Source organism: Marinobacter sp. MBR-99 (assembly GCF_040547575.1).
Classification (GTDB): domain Bacteria; phylum Pseudomonadota; class Gammaproteobacteria; order Pseudomonadales; family Oleiphilaceae; genus Marinobacter.
The window spans coordinates 157491-174254 of the sequence record NZ_JBEPPY010000007.1 but is presented as its reverse complement, the minus strand read 5'-3'; the positions used below and the strand labels follow the sequence as shown (position 1 = coordinate 174254).

General features: G+C 58.8%; 17 protein-coding genes. 9 read left to right on the top strand and 8 right to left on the bottom strand.

The genetic code is table 11. The features are described from left to right. The first annotated feature begins 75 nt into the window (after nucleotides 1-75). Nucleotides 76-1023 (top strand): YbgA family protein, encoded by a 948-nt coding sequence (locus ABIE59_RS08295; RefSeq protein WP_354445937.1) that lies wholly within the window; start codon nucleotides 76-78, stop codon nucleotides 1021-1023. A 70-nt stretch (nucleotides 1024-1093) separates the two neighbouring features. Here the strand turns inward: ABIE59_RS08295 and ABIE59_RS08290 are convergent, their stop codons facing one another. The 3 genes from ABIE59_RS08290 to ABIE59_RS08280 all read right to left on the bottom strand — a co-directional run bounded on the left by ABIE59_RS08290 (nucleotide 1094) and on the right by ABIE59_RS08280 (nucleotide 3912). Continuing rightward, nucleotides 1094-1825, bottom strand: a complete 732-nt coding sequence (locus ABIE59_RS08290; RefSeq protein WP_354445935.1) for a DUF481 domain-containing protein — start codon at nucleotides 1823-1825, stop codon at nucleotides 1094-1096. A 25-nt stretch (nucleotides 1826-1850) separates the two neighbouring features. Beyond that, nucleotides 1851-2870, bottom strand: a complete 1020-nt coding sequence (gene trhO / locus ABIE59_RS08285) for an oxygen-dependent tRNA uridine(34) hydroxylase TrhO (protein WP_354445933.1) — start codon at nucleotides 2868-2870, stop codon at nucleotides 1851-1853. Between the two features lie 310 nt (nucleotides 2871-3180). Continuing rightward, the gene (locus ABIE59_RS08280; RefSeq protein WP_354445931.1) at nucleotides 3181-3912 is read right to left on the bottom strand and encodes a DsbA family protein; all 732 of its coding nucleotides are present in this window, start codon (nucleotides 3910-3912) and stop codon (nucleotides 3181-3183) included. Nucleotides 3913-4027: 115 nt separating this feature from the next. Here ABIE59_RS08280 and ABIE59_RS08275 point away from each other — a divergent pair, with 115 nt between their 5' ends. Then, nucleotides 4028-4990, top strand: a complete 963-nt coding sequence (locus tag ABIE59_RS08275) for an NAD(P)H-dependent flavin oxidoreductase (protein WP_354445929.1) — start codon at nucleotides 4028-4030, stop codon at nucleotides 4988-4990. Here ABIE59_RS08275 and ABIE59_RS08270 read toward each other — a convergent pair. Continuing rightward, on the bottom strand, nucleotides 4976-5572 hold the full coding sequence (locus ABIE59_RS08270; protein ID WP_354445927.1) for an acyl carrier protein phosphodiesterase: 597 nt from the start codon (nucleotides 5570-5572) through the stop codon (nucleotides 4976-4978). The two genes, ABIE59_RS08275 and ABIE59_RS08270, sit on opposite strands and share 15 nt — an antisense overlap. Before the next feature lie 110 nt (nucleotides 5573-5682). Between ABIE59_RS08270 and ABIE59_RS08265 the strand changes: the two genes are divergently transcribed. Beyond that, nucleotides 5683-5859 carry a DUF6435 family protein gene (locus ABIE59_RS08265; protein WP_354445925.1) on the top strand — a complete coding sequence of 59 codons (177 nt, stop codon included), beginning with the start codon at nucleotides 5683-5685 and terminating at the stop codon, nucleotides 5857-5859. 36 nt (nucleotides 5860-5895) lie between these two features. On the opposite strand, the gene ABIE59_RS08260 is transcribed toward ABIE59_RS08265, so the two are convergent. Then, on the bottom strand, nucleotides 5896-6237 hold the full coding sequence (locus tag ABIE59_RS08260) for a chaperone modulator CbpM (RefSeq protein WP_354445923.1): 342 nt from the start codon (nucleotides 6235-6237) through the stop codon (nucleotides 5896-5898). An 11-nt stretch (nucleotides 6238-6248) separates the two neighbouring features. Continuing rightward, entirely contained in the window at nucleotides 6249-7220 is a 972-nt protein-coding gene (locus ABIE59_RS08255) for a DnaJ C-terminal domain-containing protein (RefSeq protein WP_354445921.1), read from the bottom strand. Nucleotides 7221-7500: 280 nt separating this feature from the next. Between ABIE59_RS08255 and ABIE59_RS08250 the strand changes: the two genes are divergently transcribed. The 6 genes from ABIE59_RS08250 to ABIE59_RS08225 all read left to right on the top strand — a co-directional run bounded on the left by ABIE59_RS08250 (nucleotide 7501) and on the right by ABIE59_RS08225 (nucleotide 13212). After that, a complete protein-coding gene (locus ABIE59_RS08250; RefSeq protein ID WP_354445919.1) occupies nucleotides 7501-8280 on the top strand; it encodes an SGNH/GDSL hydrolase family protein in 780 nt (259 codons plus the stop codon). A gap of 57 nt (nucleotides 8281-8337) precedes the next feature. Beyond that, complete coding sequence (locus tag ABIE59_RS08245) at nucleotides 8338-9363, top strand: hypothetical protein (RefSeq protein ID WP_354445917.1); 1026 nt, start codon at nucleotides 8338-8340, stop codon at nucleotides 9361-9363. 102 nt (nucleotides 9364-9465) lie between these two features. Then, nucleotides 9466-10155 carry a DUF3348 family protein gene (locus ABIE59_RS08240; RefSeq protein WP_354445915.1) on the top strand — a complete coding sequence of 230 codons (690 nt, stop codon included), beginning with the start codon at nucleotides 9466-9468 and terminating at the stop codon, nucleotides 10153-10155. Beyond that, complete coding sequence (locus ABIE59_RS08235; protein WP_354445913.1) at nucleotides 10152-11951, top strand: coiled-coil domain-containing protein; 1800 nt, start codon at nucleotides 10152-10154, stop codon at nucleotides 11949-11951. The genes ABIE59_RS08240 and ABIE59_RS08235 overlap by 4 nt, the downstream gene beginning before the upstream one ends. Further along, a complete protein-coding gene (locus tag ABIE59_RS08230; RefSeq protein ID WP_354445911.1) occupies nucleotides 11951-12604 on the top strand; it encodes an OmpA family protein in 654 nt (217 codons plus the stop codon). Before ABIE59_RS08235 ends, ABIE59_RS08230 begins: the two co-directional genes overlap by 1 nt. 2 nt (nucleotides 12605-12606) lie before the next feature. Beyond that, nucleotides 12607-13212, top strand: a complete 606-nt coding sequence (locus tag ABIE59_RS08225) for a DUF2894 domain-containing protein (protein WP_354445909.1) — start codon at nucleotides 12607-12609, stop codon at nucleotides 13210-13212. Nucleotides 13213-13263: 51 nt separating this feature from the next. On the opposite strand, the gene ABIE59_RS08220 is transcribed toward ABIE59_RS08225, so the two are convergent. Further along, a complete protein-coding gene (locus tag ABIE59_RS08220) occupies nucleotides 13264-14217 on the bottom strand; it encodes a transglutaminase family protein (RefSeq protein WP_354445907.1) in 954 nt (317 codons plus the stop codon). Between the two features lie 10 nt (nucleotides 14218-14227). Further along, the gene (locus ABIE59_RS08215) at nucleotides 14228-16732 is read right to left on the bottom strand and encodes a circularly permuted type 2 ATP-grasp protein (protein ID WP_354445905.1); all 2505 of its coding nucleotides are present in this window, start codon (nucleotides 16730-16732) and stop codon (nucleotides 14228-14230) included. Nucleotides 16733-16764: the final 32 nt, after the last annotated feature.

The following is a 16764-nucleotide window of genomic DNA, read 5'->3' as shown; positions in this document are numbered from 1 at the left end:
GGTTGCCCTGATCGGTTTACACTGATTGTACGTAAGCGGTATCAGTAACGTCACTTTTGCGTATTGGAGAGTCCTGTGAGCGGTATACCGGTTGGCATCAGCACCTGCCTGTTGGGCAAGGAAGTTCGGCACGACGGCGGCCACAAACATTCCCGCTACTGCACCCAGGTGCTGGCAAAGCACTTCGAGTTCCGCTCTATCTGCCCGGAACTTGAGGCTGGCCTTGGTGTTCCCCGGCCCGCCATTCACCTGCGGGAGCATGAAGACGGCCTTCACCTGGTGGAAAGCAAAGGCACCAAAGACCACACCGAAGGTATGCAAAACTTCATTGCCGAGGTGATGCCCTCCCTGGCGAACCTGCGCGGCTACATCCTGATGGCCAAATCGCCGAGCTGCGGCATGGAGCGCATCAAGATTCACAACGCTGAAGGCAATTTCCTGCACCGGGATGGCCGTGGCATGTTTGCCGAGGCGCTGATGAAGGCCTACCCGTTGATGCCGGTAGAGGAAGAAGGCCGCCTGCACGATGACATGTTGCGAGAGAACTTTATTGAGCGTGTGTTCTCTTACGACGACTGGATGCAAAACGTGGCCGGCGACAAGCTCACCAAGCAGTCGCTGCTCGAGTTCCATCAACGCCACAAGTTCACGCTGCTGGCCCACTCAGAAAAGATTTACCGGCAGCTTGGCCCGATGCTGGCCGATCTGAAAGCCGAGCCGCTGGCGCAGATTGCGGATCGCTACATTCACGGTTTTATGGAAGCCATGACCCAGCGCGTAAGCCGGGGTTCTCACGTGAATGCCATGCAGCATCTGCTGGGCTACCTGAAAGACGGGATGTCAGCGGAAGAAAAAGCGGTGCTGCTGGAGCAGATTGAAGCCTACCGTCGCGGCGAAATTCCCCTGGTGGTGCCGATGACGCTGCTTCGACTGGCCCAGCGTAAGGAGCCGGTGGATTATTTGCACACCCAGAAGTACCTGACACCTTATCCCGATGAGCTGGGACTGCGGAACAACGTTTGAGGTGCAGGATAACAAAAGGGGCAGATGGTTTGACCATCTGCCCCTTTTTTTTGGGTTCGGGATTCCAGAATCAGAAACCGTACAGCAGCGAGAGCGAGGTCTCGGTGTCGGTTTTGTCTGAGCCGGCAGGTGCATCAGACACATGCTTTACCCGGAACGCAGCCTTCATGGACAAGCTACCGACAATGTTGCTCTGCAGCGAGGTTTCGGACTGGCTGATGGTGTTGTTATCATCCAGACCAATCTCAGTGCTAAGTTTCTGACGAAACAGGGAGGTGTCAGACAACGCGTAATCGAACTGACCAGCCAGGCGGGCGATAGCTTCTTCTTCCACGTCACGCCCATCGGCATTGTCTTCCTTGAGTTTGTTGTAGCGATAACCGCCTCCCACCGAAAGGTCCAGGAAGGACCGGTCCCCAGCCTGCCAAACACGGTTGCCATAACCAGTGGTGAGAGTGGATTCAAAGTCATACCCTGAGAACCGGTCGTCTTCATAGGAGCCGCGCACGAACCAGTATTGCTGATCATCGAACTTGTAGTCCGCTTCAAGGGCTGCCTTGTATTCCTCAGCCGTGGTCTGGTCCTCGCTCTCTGCGTAACGGGAGCTGAATTCACCGGTGTTGCGCCAGGTTTGGGTCTCGTATTGCAATCCAAGGCGGCCGTTCACCTTGGTTTCTTCTGTGTTGCCGGATGTCACCAGCACACCGAGCTCAGCCTCACCTTTCCAGTTTTGACTGTCCTGGGCCTGGGCCATTGGGGCCAAGGCCATGCACGCAATGACCAGCGGTCTTCTGATACCCATGTTATCTCCTTGGTTGGGTTAGTTTTCAGTTGTTAACAACCTTACGAACTTTCTCCCCCTCCAGACTTTTGCGGGCCTGCTCTTCCCTTTCGGCCTTCTTTCGGGCCTTCCGCTCAGCAATAACGCGGGCGGCTTCACCGCCCACGTGCGCCTCTCCGCGTTCCCGGGCCAGTTGCATCTGGCGCTCGCGTTCCTTGAACCGGGCTTTTTGTTCTTCTGTCAGTGATTCAATGCACTGATGGCAGCTAACGCCCTGTTCGTATTCCGGGCGTTGCTTGTCTTCTTCGGTAATCGGCCGGCGGCAGGCGTGGCACTGGTCGTAATCGCCGCGCTCGAGGCTGTGGTTGACGGTTACCCGGTCGTCAAATACGAAACACTCGCCCTGCCACAGGCTCTGTTCCTGGGGTACTTCCTCCAGGTATTTGAGGATGCCGCCTTTGAGGTGGTACACCTCATCAAAACCCTGTTCTTTCAGATACGCCGTGGATTTTTCACAGCGGATGCCGCCGGTGCAGAACATGGCGACCTTTTTGTGTTTGCTGGGATCCAGGTTCTGTTTCACATACTCTGGAAATTCCCGGAAGGTGTCAGTGGCCGGATTGACGGCGTTTTTGAAGGTGCCAATCTCAACCTCGTACTGGTTGCGGGTGTCTACCAGCAGTACTTCGGGGTCTGAGATGAGGTCGTTCCAGGCTTTGGGGTCAACGTAGGTGCCAACCACTCGCTTGGGGTCGATGCCTTCGACGCCCATGGTGACGATTTCTTTTTTGAGTTTGACCTTGGTGCGTTTGAACGGCTGTATGTCTACAAAGGATTCTTTGTAGTCCACGCCGTCGAAGCGCTCGTCGCTGGCGATCCAGTCTTTGATGGCGTCGATGCCCTGGCGGCTGCCGGCGATGGTGCCGTTGATGCCTTCCCGTGCCAGCAGCAGGGTGCCGTGGACGTCTTTGTCCAGCATGAGGTTCAGCAGGGGCTGGCGTAGGTCTTTGTAATCATTCAAGACTGCGAACTTGTAGAGTGCGCAGACGACTATTTCGTTGCTCATGGTTTCTCCTGCGGGCCGGATCGTAAATCCGGAGCATGGTTTGATGATTGTCACGGGGTTGGCCGTTAGGGGGCAAAGTTTAACCAACTGGGGTTTGGGTGCAAGTTCGGGATATGCGCAGATTGCGCGTTTCGGTGTTCTGGGGGCCCGCGTTCCCGCCACTGGGTGGGGAGGGCTTTACAAAAGACGCTGTGAATACGTCCTTGTACGCTCCGCTCCGCCATCCATGGCTCCGCAGGCTTTTGTAAAGCCCTCCCCACCCAGTGGCTAACTTCTCAGGTTGCCGTCCGGCACTTATGGCTCAGGCTCGTTAGTTGTTTACTTTGTTCAATTCCCGCTCCACCACTGCGGAAAGCTGTCCCCAACCCGGTCGGGTTAGTTGGATGTTGTCTACCATCACTGTCGGGGTGCTGGTGACGCGCATTTGAACGGCCACTTGCAGGCTTTGTTCTACCGCTTCTTTGTGCAGCTCGGTGGTCAGGCAGCGGCGGAAGCGGCGTTCTTCGAGGCCGAGGCCGTTAGCATAGCGGGTGAAGGTGGCTACAGGATCGTTGGAGCCGCTCCATTCGCTTTGGGCGTCGTAGAGTTTGTCGTGCATCTCCCAGTATTGGCCCTGGTCACCAGCGCAGCGGGCGGCCTGGGCCGCGGGGACGGCGTTTTGGTGTTGGCGCAGGGGCAGGTCGAAGTAGACGAAGCGGACTTTGCCGGTGTCGACGTATTCCTGTTTCAGACGTTTGCTGGCTGAGGAGAACCGGGCGCAGGCTGGGCACTGGTAGTCGGCGAATTCGCGAACAACCACAGGAGCATCCTCAGGGCCGGCGGAAATGCCGTACTGGTCGAGGAAGGCCGGGAAGTCTGCTGCGTTGGGGGCGGCCACCGGTAATGCCTCGGAGGTTGGCTTGGGCGGTTGTGTCAGGAAGTAGACAGCCACAGCGACAACGGCGATGGTGGCAACAGAGATGCCGATGATGACCGGCTTTTTGTTCCGGTGTTTACGCGGTGCGGGGGCGCCGGTTTGTTTGCGTCTTTTTGCTTCACCCATGGTGGGCTCCTTTGGTTTTGTCCTGTCACCCGTTGGAACGATTGTCCAACGTTCTCCGGGCAGGCTAAGATCCCCTATATCCTGAGAAAGTTCCAATAAAAATCAAGGACCAACCATGCCAATGCCCGTTCAGCTCAAAGATTCTCTGTCATTACCCCTGATTGCTGCACCGATGTTTCTGATTTCTTCACCCCGGCTCGCGCTGGCCTGCTGTAAGGCGGGCGTGGTCGGGAGTTTCCCGGCGTTGAATCAGCGCAGCAGTGAGGGGTTTGAGGAATGGCTGATTCAGATGAATACGGAGCTGGACCAATGGAAACAGGCCCATCCCGACAAGGTTACCGCGCCCTACGCGGTGAATCTGGTGGTGCACCGCACCAATCCCCGCTGGCAGGCGGATCTGGAGCTGTGTGTGAAGCACCAGGTGCCGATGGTGATTACCTCACTGGGTGCGGCCAGCCAGGTGGTGGAGGCGGTGCACAGCTATGGTGGGCTGGTGTTCCATGATGTGACCAATCAGAAGCACGCCCGCAAGGCGGCGGAAGCCGGGGTGGATGGCATTATTGCGGTGAGTGCCGGGGCCGGTGGCCATGCCGGTACGGTGAACCCGTTTGTGCTGGTGCACGAGATTCGTGAGGTGTTTGACGGCACGATTCTGTTGGCGGGCGGGCTGTCTCATGGTGAAGACCTGCTCGCGGCGCAGGCGCTGGGGGCGGATCTGGCCTATATGGGTACCCGGTTTATCAATACCGAGGAATCCGAGGCCGAGGATGCCTATCGGAACATGATTATTGAGGCAGTCTCTGCAGACATTATTCACACTCCTGCGGTTTCAGGCGTTCCCGCCAGTTTCATGCGCCAGAGCCTGGAGGCGGCCGGTTTTGATATGGCGAAGCTGAACCAGGCCGGTGATGTGAATTACGGCGAGAAGCTCAAGCCCATGGATGACGAGGCCAAGGCCTGGAAAACCGTCTGGTCTGCCGGCCAGGGAGTGAGCCTGATTCACGACGTGCCGAGTGTTCAGGCGCTGGTGGACCGGCTTAACGAGGAATACCAGCAGGCACGCTCACGGTTGGGCTGACAGGCTGGCGGTTTCTGCTTCGGCGAAGTTAAGCAGTTCCGGAAAGAACTGGAGAAACCGGGCTTCGAGCTGCTCATCGTTAGCCCGGATTTCTTCGATGATGCCAGCGAACTGATTGGCAAATCGGATTCTGCTGGCGACGCGATCAAGGGCATAGCCGATGTTCTCGAAGTCTTCGTAGGCACCGAACCAGTCATGCTGAACCATCCGACGGGTCACTTTGACCATGGGGGCAGGCATGATGTCTTCGTGGCTTGCCAGTTCTCGATACACGCCCCGCACAAACCGGTGATGATCAACGTCGCTGAACCTCTGCCAATGCCGCAGCAGGTAGTGATCATAAAGAATATCCAGCGCCACACCGGCAAAGCGCCGGCGCTGGCTGGAGAACAGCTGTTTACTGGCCCGCACTTGCGGGTGCCGGTCGGTGAAGGCATCCACTGCCCGGTGGTGGCGCACGCCCAGCAATACCGGTTCGGGCAACTCTGCCAGCCTGACACCCCGGCAGAAGTCTCCCAGGATACTGCCCACACGGGCCTCCGGAGAGTCCGGGGCGAGGAAGGTGTGGGCCAGGTGGTTCATTCTGAATGTCTACCATTTTGATCATTGATCATGTTGCGGTCAGTCCACGGTGAACTCTGCGGGGCCTGTTCCGTATACCTTTGCATAAACACAGCAACCGAGCGACCAGTATGTTGGGATTTTTGAAAGGCGACCCGAAGAAGAAACTGCAAAAAGCGTATGAGGACAAACTGGCCAAAGCACTGCACGCCCAAAGGAACGGGGACTTACGCAGTCACGGAACGCTGATGGAAGAGGCGGAGAAGATCTATGCGGAGATTCAGACCCTGGAGCAGGGAAAGAATTGATGGTGGGGGCAGTGCTGTTGACACTGCCCCGGGCAATCATTCGTCCATCAGTTGTCGAAGCTGCTGGTTAAGCCGAGCGATTTCTCTGCGCATGTCCTGAACTTCGTCGAGCAAGTCCAGAGATACCGCCAAGCCCGGCAGGTTGAGTTTCAGGTCTCTTTGCAACCGCATGGCTTTTTGCAAACGGGCCAGGGCTTCTACGTCAAACTGCCACTGACGTGCTTCAGGCACTTCGTCCACCGGCGCGATGATGCCGTAGCTCACCAGCTTGATAACGAACTCGGCGTGGCAATCGCCCCGCTCGCATACCTCCCTGAGAGTAAAGGTGCTGCCGGCGTCAGTGAGTTCCACGGTCACGATCTGATCTTTGCTAGTCATACCCACCCCGCTCACACGTGCAACTTGCTGCGTGGATTAAAGTTCTTTTCCAGTTCGGCCAGTTTCTCATACAGCGCTTCGGCCTCGGCTGTGTGCTGTTCCGGCATGGCCACCTGCAACACCACAAGCTGATCACCGGGGTGTTTGCCCGGGAAGCCCTTGCCTTTCAGGCGGAGTTTTCGGCCACTGGTGGAACCCTTTGGCACTTTCACATTCACCTTGCCACCAATGGTTGGCACTGTAATGGTCGCACCGAGCGCAGCCTCCCAGGGAGCCACAGGCACGGCGACCAGAACATCCGGGCCTTCCACGGCAAAATGCGGATGTGGCGCCAGTTCTACCTCAATAAACAGATCCCCGCTCTCACCGCCGCCCATACCCGGCGCACCCTGCCCTTTCAGGCGGATATGCTGACCCTCGCGCATACCGGCCGGTATTTTGACGTTCAGGGTCTTCCGGCGCGCGATTATCCGGCCGTGGTCATCCGGTTCGTGCACGGTGAACGACACCTGTTTTTCGCAGCCATGGAACGCCTCCTCAAGAAACAGGGCCAGACGGGCATGCACATCTTCGCCCCGCATGGATCTGCTCTGGCGAAAGCCGGCTCCGCGGGGGCCGCCGGAGAATCCGCCAGCACGACCACCGCCGAAGATCTCTTCAAAAAAGTCACTGAACTGCCGGGCATCAGCTTCGGTATAGCCGCCACCGCCAAAGCCGGATGAGCTCTGCCAACCCGGAGGCGGCTGGAACGAGCCGTCAGCACGGGCACCATACTTGCGCAGTTGATCATACTCGGCGCGCTTTTCAGGGTCTTTGAGCACCTCATAGGCTTCCCCGACTTCCTTGAACTTGTCACTGGCGTTCTCTTCCTTGCTGACATCCGGGTGGTACTTGCGCGCCAGCTTGCGATAGGCCTTTTTGATGTCCTCGGGTGAGGCAGACTCACTCACCCCCAGGGCGGCGTAATAGTCTTTGAAGTCCATGGAGCTCCTCACATCTGATCAAAGGTAATGCTCTGATACCTAATAGTTGACGCTGGCGCCGAAAATACAAGGCGGGAATGTTCGGGAGTTGCTTTGGGTCAAAGCCGATATTGGTGCGCTCGCGTCATCTTTCGTGACACCGCTCACAACTGGCATAGGCTGGCCGATTAGGACAATTTTTAACCAGTCCTGACATTTCAAAACCTCAGGCTTTCAGACCACTATTCATACTGCAGTACCAGAAATTGGAGTATCTATCCCTTACAAACGGAGTTGCACTATGTACAACAATCACAAAAAACCAACGTACCTGCAGGCTGTTTTTAACGCCAACCTGACCAGAGCCCTGGCTACCCTGTTGATGGCAGCCCTGTTCACCGGTTGTAGCGAACTGGGCTACCTGCTCAGTAACGACAAGGTGACCGATGCCGACAACAATCAGGTTGTCTTTATTGGTGATTCCATCTTTGCCTTGTCTGGCGAGATCCAGAACCAGCTGGAGACCAAGGCCGGTGAAACCTTCCGGCGCTATACCGTGTCTGGCGCCCAGTTATCCGGCGAGCTGATTGCCCCTTCTATCCCAAATCAGTTCCGGGAGGCGGTAGCGGACAACCCGGATATCAAGACCATGGTGGGCGATGCTGGCGGTAACGATATCCTGATCCCTGCCATCTTCCTGAATTCCAACAACTGCAAAACGCCCTGGTGGCGTTTCGGCCGGCTGAGCAAGCAATGCCGGGATTTCATTGATGACATCTATGTTGAAGGCGTGGATTTTCTTAATGAAGTGGCGGAAGCCGGGGTACAGAACGGCGTTCTTCTGGGTTACTACTACACCAAGAACGGGCTGTTTCGCCTGAAAGATATGAAGGAGGCTGTCGACTACGGCAACGCCACTCTGGCACGGGCCTGCCGAAACTCGGTGCTTGACTGCACCTTTGTTGACCCGCGAAGCGTGATTAACGACAGCGACATCATCTTTGATGGTATTCACCCGGCCGACAGCGGCTCGCGGAAAATCGCCGACCTGATCTGGCCGAAACTGCAGCCACTACTCTAAGCCCCGTAACCACCGGGCGGCCTCTTACCGGGGCCGCCCGACACCCTGAGGAACACCATGAGAGCTCAAAGCTGGATCGTACTCGCGGCATTTACAGGGCTGACCATGGCCGGCGGGATCTACATAGCCCAGGAGGCTGGAAACTCCGACGTTCAAAAGCGCGCTCAGGCCCTGGAAGCAAGACAAGCGCAGACTATCGCTCCGCATGACGAAACCGCGCGGCAGGCCCGGGACAGGGCCCTGGAGCTGGCGGTAAAATACCTGGAGACCTACGGCAAAACCATCCACAACCCGTCAACCCAGGCCCGACTGTATAACGAGAGACGGGAATTGATTGACGCAGACCCCGGCCACGGTGCCCAGCTGTTCCGCGATGCCGTTGAGACCGCCTTCCCGGATACGGCAGCACAGATTCTCACGCTGATGGCGCATCTGGACCTTTATCACGAATGGCTGGATGATAACGAACTTCGGTTACAGGCACTGCCACCACTGCAGCGCGAAACCGAACTCTGGCAGCAACGAGAAGCTCTGTTTGGCGCCCTGGCCAGCCAGATCTGGGGGGAGGAAACATCGTTTCTGGAGGAGAAATCCCAAAGGTTCCAGCAGGTGGTCACCAATCTGGAGGAATCCGGGGAACTCCAGTTAACCGAGCTGGCCCACCAGCTCCAAACTAGTGCCGAGGAAATCTACGGCAGCGACATGACCCGGCAATTCGCCGGCTCCGGCGCCCTGGGCCACGCACTGCTCAGCCTGGACAGCGTGCAAAGCCATTTACACCAGTTACCACCGGATCAGCGACAGCAAACCATTACCCACCTGCGCCGGCAATTCGGCTATCCCGAGGCTGCGCTGGAGCGCATGGCAAAACAGGACCAGCTTCGGGAGGAGAAATGGCAGAACGGGAACGCTTACATGGAGAAGCGACAAGTTCTTACCCGGCGCCTGGCCGGTGAAGAGCTGGAATCAGAACTCAACCGCTTGCGGGAAGAGCACTTCGGCATCGCAGCACCTACCATTGCACGCGAGGAAGAGGAGGGCTTCTATCGGTTTGAGCGGCCCCGGCGTTATGGCCTGAACTGAGTTTTTCTCACCACACAGTCATTATCATTCACTCCCCTTAGCCAGTAGAATAGCGTTTTTTGACGTTAGTCCGATCTGAACACGGAGTGAGACACCGAACGGATGCCGAACCAGCCTCAGGCGCAAACAGGCCACTCATCCAAACTGCTCGCACAGCTGGCCCAACTGGGCACACCTGCAGCTTCTGACGCCCTGCCCTGTTTTGCAGAGCGCCTGAGCCGGCTGTTTGGCCTGGGCGACACCATGACCCTGGACGCCGCCACCGCCTATCGCGCCCGGCAGCCGGGCCCGGTGCAAGACGCCGTGGTCGAGAAACTGACCGACGAACTGACCACTACCCGCCGGGCGCTGGTCCGCCGCGTTCGCACCTGGGCGGATGACCTTGAACTTGAAGGCGAGCCGGAGTTTGAGCCGGTGTTAAACGCCTGGCTGGCATTACAGCGCAAGATCGCCGCCAATAGTCGCCAGTTGCGGGATAAAGTCCGCAAGTCCATGAAGGGCCAGAGCCAGACCCTGGCCCGACTGGCGGAGCTGGATGCGGTGTTCGACCACACCATGGCCGGCTACACCAGTCAGTGTTTTTCCACGGTATCCAAGGTGCTGGAGCAACGTTTCCGAACCTTACAGACATCCCCTGAACACCCCAACAACTCAGGCAAGGCAACAGGTGACTGGTTCCACCGTTACTGCGAGGAAGCGCAGGCATTGTTACTCGCTGAACTGGACGTTCGGCTGGAACCGGTTCTGGGTCTGCTTGAAGCTTGTCACAATGAGGTTAATAACACCCCATGAGTAAGTTGTTCTTTACCCTGGCGTTCGCCATCGGCCTCGCTGTCGTGAGCTGGATTGGCGCCGGCTTTATTGGTTCTGACCTGCTGGCCCTGGCGTTCACCGGTCTGATTGGCACGGTGTATTGCCTGGGTTTTGGTGAGCTGGTGAATTTTCGCCGGCAAACCCGGCAGTTGGCCGGGCAAGTCGGCCAGTTGCCGGAAAGCCAGGACCAGGTTTCCCGTTGGCTGAACACTTTGCCCCAGCCGCTTCAGTATCCGGCGCAGCGGCGCATCGAAGGCCACGCCGCGGCCCTGCCTGGGCCCCAGCTCACCCCCTACCTGACCGGCCTGCTGGTGATGCTGGGGCTGCTGGGTACCTTTGCCGGCATGATCGTGACCCTTGGCGGCGCTGCCTCGGCCCTGGATAACAGCACCGAACTCAGCGCCATCCGCAGTGCGCTGGCCGCCCCCATCGCCGGGCTTAGCCTGGCATTTGGCACCTCCATCGCCGGTGTAGCCGCCTCCGCCATGCTGGGGCTGGCCTCTACGCTGAGCCGCCGAGACCGTGCACAGGCCTCCCGCACACTGGATACGGCCCTGCGTGAAAAACTGCACCACCTGTCTGCTGACCATCAACGCCAGCAGGCGTTCCAAGCACTGGAAACCCAGGCCAGAGCCCTGCCGGAGATGGCAACAGCCATGGAACACATGACGGAGCGAATGGAACAGCTCGGCCAGCAACTGGAACAGTCTCTGACCCGTAACCAGCAGGAGTTCCACAATACGGTCGGCAGCCACTACCAGACCCTGGCTGATTCCGTCGCCAATTCCCTGAGAACTGCATTGGATGACAGCGCGAAGCAGGCAGCAGAGCGGGTTGAGCCGATTGTCATCCATGCCATGGAGCAGCTACAAAGCAATGCCCGGTCCCTGCAGAAGAGCTGGGCGGATGATGCCCGCCAGCAACTGGCCGAATTGACCGCCGGTTTCCAGAAAACCACCGCCGACGCGGGCGAGCGCTGGCAGCAGAACCTGGAAAAATACCAGGAGCACTTCAGCAGCAACACTGCGGTGCTGGTCGACAACCAGAAAGCCGGCATCGAGCGACTGGTCGCCACCATCAGCCAACAGCTCTCCGAACTCAGGGAGCAGGAAGCCGATCGCGCTGATGCGTCTGCGGCACGCATGGAGAGCCTCGAATCGACGGTGACAAAACATCTGGCAGAACTGGGCACGGCACTGGAAGCACCCATGACCCGCCTGATTGAAACCGCCTCGGAAACCCCGAAGGCAGCGGCCGAAGTCATTCGGCAATTACAGTCGGAGATCGCCCGCAACAGTGAAAGGGAAAATGAGCTTCTGGAAGAACGCCAGCGACTGGTTCAGGAACTGGATAGCCTGCTGGAAAACCAGCGCAGCACCGCCGACAGCCAGCGGGATGCCGTGGATAGCCTTATCAGCGGCGCCGGAGAAACCCTGACCGGCATCAGCGAGCGCTTCAACACCCTGATTCAGCAGCAAAGTCAGCAGTTGGGCAAACTGGGCGACGACATTACCGGCAGCAGCCAGGAAGTCGGTGCCCTGAGCGATGCTTTCGCACAAGCCATCGAGCTGTTCAGCCAGTCCAACCAGCAGGTCGTCGCCAGCCTGGCGGATATCCAGAAAGCGCTGGATAACGCCGGCACCCGGCACGATGAGCAGCTGGCCTATTATGTGGCGCAGGCACGGGAAGTGATCGACCTGAGCGTCAGCGCCCAGAAAGATGTGATTGACGCCGCCGCAGCATTGCGCCGGGCCGAACCCAGCGAGGCCGGCTGATGGAACAGCTGGAAGGCGGCGAACAGCAATCGGCACCGGTCTGGGCCATCTTCTCGGACCTGATGGCGGCGCTGGTGGGCATTCTGGCGCTGATCCTGGTGTGGGTGATCGGCATTCAACTGGAACTCAGCCAGTCGCTGGCCCAGGAAATCGAAAAACGGCAAGTGGAAGAGCAACGCCGGATCGCTCTGGAACAGGCCCTGGAAGATCCGCTCACCAAGGGCCTGGTCACCTTCCGGGATGGCCGTATCGGCATCAGCGGCAACGTGCTGTTTGAGCTGAACTCGGACCAGTTGCAAGCCGAAGGCGAGGAAATTCTGGAATCGCTGATTCGCCCCCTGCAAACCTACCTGGAACAGCACGATGAGCTGCTGATGGTGAGCGGTTTCACCGACGACCTGCCCATGCATCCCGGCAACCGTTACCAGGATAACTGGGGCCTGTCGGCCCAGCGGGCGCTTACCGTCACCCGCTCGTTAACGGAACTGGGGCTGCCCAACGACAGGGTATTCGCCGCCGCTTTCGGGCCGCACCACCCGGCGGTGCCCAATGTGGATGCGGAATCACGAGCCCAGAACCGGCGGGTGGAAATCAGCACGGTGCCAAGGGCTCCTTCGGCGGCCGCGGAAGCAGAGACCAGGACAGGCGATTAACCATGAACGAAGGCCCCTGCACCTCCTTGCTTGAAAGCCTGAGGCAATCCGGCGCCAATCAGGTTGATCCTATTCGGTTCCGCTATCTGGAGTCTTTTGAACAACGATTGTGTGCGAAAGGACTTCAGCAGGGCGCGCACTGGGAAAAACTGGAGCAGGCCATCTCTGAATATCAGGCCAGCTTAGTCGGTACCGAGCCGCCAAAGCAGACAGAGGCCAACTCTGAGCCATCCGCCCTTTCGTTTCTGCTGGACAAGCTGAATCAAACCACAGAGGCGCCGGTTGAGGCCCCGAGGTCCGCGCTGGAAAAACGGATATTCGGCGAGACTGCAGAGCTTTCAGAAGCGCGTCCCGGATCACTGTCCAACAGCCCACACCCCCTCAAGGCGATGGTCAGAGCAAGAGCGGATCAGGGCACTCACGCTCTCCAGGGGCGCATCCGCCATGCTATTGAGAACACCCCGAAAGAGGCGGGGCCGATGAACGCGCATCGGCTGGTCAGCCGGGCTATTGCTGAAATGCAGACGTTATCGCCGGAGTATCTGGAGCGGTTTGCCAAGTATGCCGATACCTTAATGGCGTTGGAGCGACTGGCAAAAAGAGGCTAGAACAAGAACTTCTGATGCAGCCAACCCCGCCGGAATCAAACCGCCGCCCGGTCAGGGGGAGAGTTCTTCCAGATAGGTTTCGCCGTCGCCGTACAGGGAGGCAAACTCCCCCTCGGGCACCACGGTGACCGCAATCTCCGGTTCATGATCGCCACCGCCCAGCAGAACGCCCCGCATCGGTGTGATGTCGGAAAAGTCCCGGCCCCAACCGAGGGTAATGTGCTCCAGATCCGGCCTCAGGGCATTGGTGGGATCCAGCTCCAGCCAGCCGAAATCCGACACAAACACAGCCACCCAGGCATGGGTGGCATCGGCGCCGACCAGTCGTTCCTTGCCCTCCGGCGGATGAGTCAGGATATAACCACTCATGTAACGGGCCGCCAGGCCAAGCGAGCGCAGGCAGGCAATCATGATGTGGGAGAAATCCTGGCAGACCCCACGACGGGCCTTGAACGCCTGCTCAACCGGGGTGAAGGTTTCCGTCGCCGTCGCATCAAAGCGGAAGTCCCGATGAATCATCCGCATTAGCGCATCCGCCGCCTCAACCAGGGGCCGCCCCGGACGAAACGCCTCGCGGGCATAGTCGGCGTAGAGGGAGTCAATGGGCACATTGGTGGAGACAAACCGGAAGGCCGTGGCCTGAAGGTGCTCCGGCGAAAACGTTCTGTCCGCACTGTAACGCAGGCTATCACGCACAGTTTCCCAGGGGATTTTTGCAGCGGCTGCCGAAGGTTTCGGCCGGTCACGCAGTTCCACCCAGAATTCGCTGATGATCTCCAGGTACTCGTGGTCACCAGTGAAATGAATCTTGGTTATCCGGTTTCCAAAACAGTCGAGGAAGGAACGCCTTGCAGATGGTTCGGGCGATATAGCCAGATGATGTTCAAGATTCTTCTGCCAGGGCAGCGCCCGCGGCGTAAGCCTCAGCAAATGATGGGACTCCCCCACCACCTGATCGTACTGGTATAGAGTCTCATGACGCACATGGTAACGGACAAATGTCATGACAGGCGCCTCAATCCGGTTTCACAGGCCGGTCGGAATACCGGGTGTGAATGAAACACTGCCGCTGGATTTCATCGGATACACGATAGGCCTCAGACCGGATGTCATACAATAACCCTGCCAGGTCTTCGCACGCTTTGTCCGGGCGCTTGCGCTCAAATGGATACAGATCCAATGCCTGCAGGCGATGCAGCGATTCGTTCAGATCCGGCGGAAACAGCTGACCGGTTTTCCGCCCCATCTCCGGCAGATCCTTCTGCAGCTGGCGAAGCTGGAACATCACTGAATGGGGGTTGCTCTCGTCGATCACAAGGGTGTGAAGTACGCCAAGAAGCTCCGGCGTCCGTCGATACCGGGTTCGGTAGGTCACTTCCGAGTTGGCCACTTCCAGCAGCCACTCGAGCATGGCGTTTCGACTGAACCGGTCGCTGAACAACGGCACACAAATCAGCGTACAGAGATTGGCAAGCCGTTCCAGACGCCGACCGATCACCAGGAACACCCAACTGGCATCCCGGGTAATGTCGTCCATGGCAAAGCCAGCGAGGGAGATGCAGTCCAGCAACACCAGATTCAACGCCCGGATTGACTGATCTGGCGTAGCTGGTGCCGGGCTGAGGGGCTTGCCCACCCGATTGAGCGTATGCCAGTTGTCCGAGGATAGGCGATCCCGAACCTGGCTGGCGTTGAACAGCAAGGCCTGGAGAATCGACGCAATCGACCCCGGAAGCTTGAGATCACTCACCGCCCTGAGCAACATTCCCGGAAGCGGCTCCGGCACCGCGTCCTCCTCCGGTTCCGGCAGCGTCCCGAACTGCTCGGCCGCCTGTTGCAACCCGAACAGGGCCTCCTCGCTGGCCTGATCGTGACCCGAAAGCCGGTTGAACGCGGCCCGGAGTAACCGGGCAGTTCCCTCCGCCCGCTCAGAATGCCGGCCCATCCAGAACAGATTCTCGCCCACACGGGAGGGCGTATCCCGCTCTCCTTCGAGCAGGTCCGAAACCTGCAGCCGCTTCTTGATCAGTGACTTGGACGGCGCCGTGAAGCGCGCTTGTACCCAGGTATCCTTCGACAGCCCGCCCCGTTGCATGGAGATAACCTCTACCCCCTCGTCCATGGCTACCCGAGTCAGCCCGCCGGGCATGACCCGCCAGCCGGAGGGCGTGGCCGCCGCAAACAGTCGCAGGCCAATGGACCGGGTTGCCAACGGCTGATCCCGCTCGCCTTTCCAGACCGGCGCCTGCGAAAGGTGAACCAGCTCCTGCCCTACAAAGGCATGGGGATGGGCCTGCATTTTCTTGATCAGGGCCTCCCGCTCTTTGCCCTTCAACTGATAGCCAAATACCGGCTCCATTCGCATACTCGCGAACGCCGGTTTAATGACCAGTTCGTCCAGGTGCTCTAACACATAGTCCAGGGCCGGCTTTTCTCCGCACCACCACGAGGCTACCGACGGCATCACCAGAGGAGAGCCCAGCAGCTTCTTCGAGATCTCCGGCAGGAAACCGAACAACGCCGCACTCTCAAGTACTCCGGAGCCCAACGCATTCGCCATCAGCACCTTGCCTGCCCGCACCGCACCCAGCAAGCCGGGAATTCCAAGTACAGAATCGGCGCGCAGCTCCAGCGGATCACAGAAACCATCGTCCAGCCGGCGATAGATGGCGTGCACCCGCCGCAGGCCCTGGAGTGTTTTCAGGTAGACGGTGTCATCACGCACGGTCAGATCCTGGCCCTCAACCAGGGGCAAACCCAGGTAACGAGCCAGGAACACGTGTTCGAAATAGGTTTCGTTGAACCGGCCGGGGGTCAGGAGCACACAAAGCGGCGACTCGGTTCCGGCTGGCGACATTCCCGCCAGGCTGTTCTGGAAACCCTGGAAGAATTCCGAGAGGTTGGTTACCGGCAGATTGTGGAAGGGCGCCGGGAAAGCCCGGGAAATCACCAGCCGGTTTTGCAGGGCGTACCCCGCTCCCGATGGCGCCTGGGTTCTGTCCGCCATCACCCACCAGCCGCCGTCCGGCGCTCGCGCCAGATCCACCGCATACAGGTGAAGAAACCGGCCACTGACAGGTTGAATACCCTGACAGGGCCATTGGAAACCCGGCTGGCCGTAAACCAGGGCCGGCGGCATCAAGCCTTCTTTGAGCAACGACTGATCGCCGTACAGATCGGCCAGAACGCTGTCCAGAAGCTCAGCTCGCTGGGCGACCGCTTTCGAAAGCCACTGCCACTCATCCGCGCCCAGGACCAGTGGCAGCAGATCCACTTCCCAGGGCCGGGTGTCACCACGGGGATCCTCGTAGACGTTGTAGGTTACGCCGTCCTCGGTGATCGCGTTGGAAACCGCCTGGGCCCTGAGATTGAGACCGGCAACAGACTCAAGGTTCAACTGCTGCAGCAACGGCCGCCAATGCGGCTTTGGCCCGGCACCCTGGGAACCAAGCTCATCAAACCGATCCGGTACCGGGTGGTACTGGCGGAGGATGTCCGTTACTGCGCGCTGCTTCGCCACCGTGAATTCAGGCTCCGTTAGTCAGTGAGCTG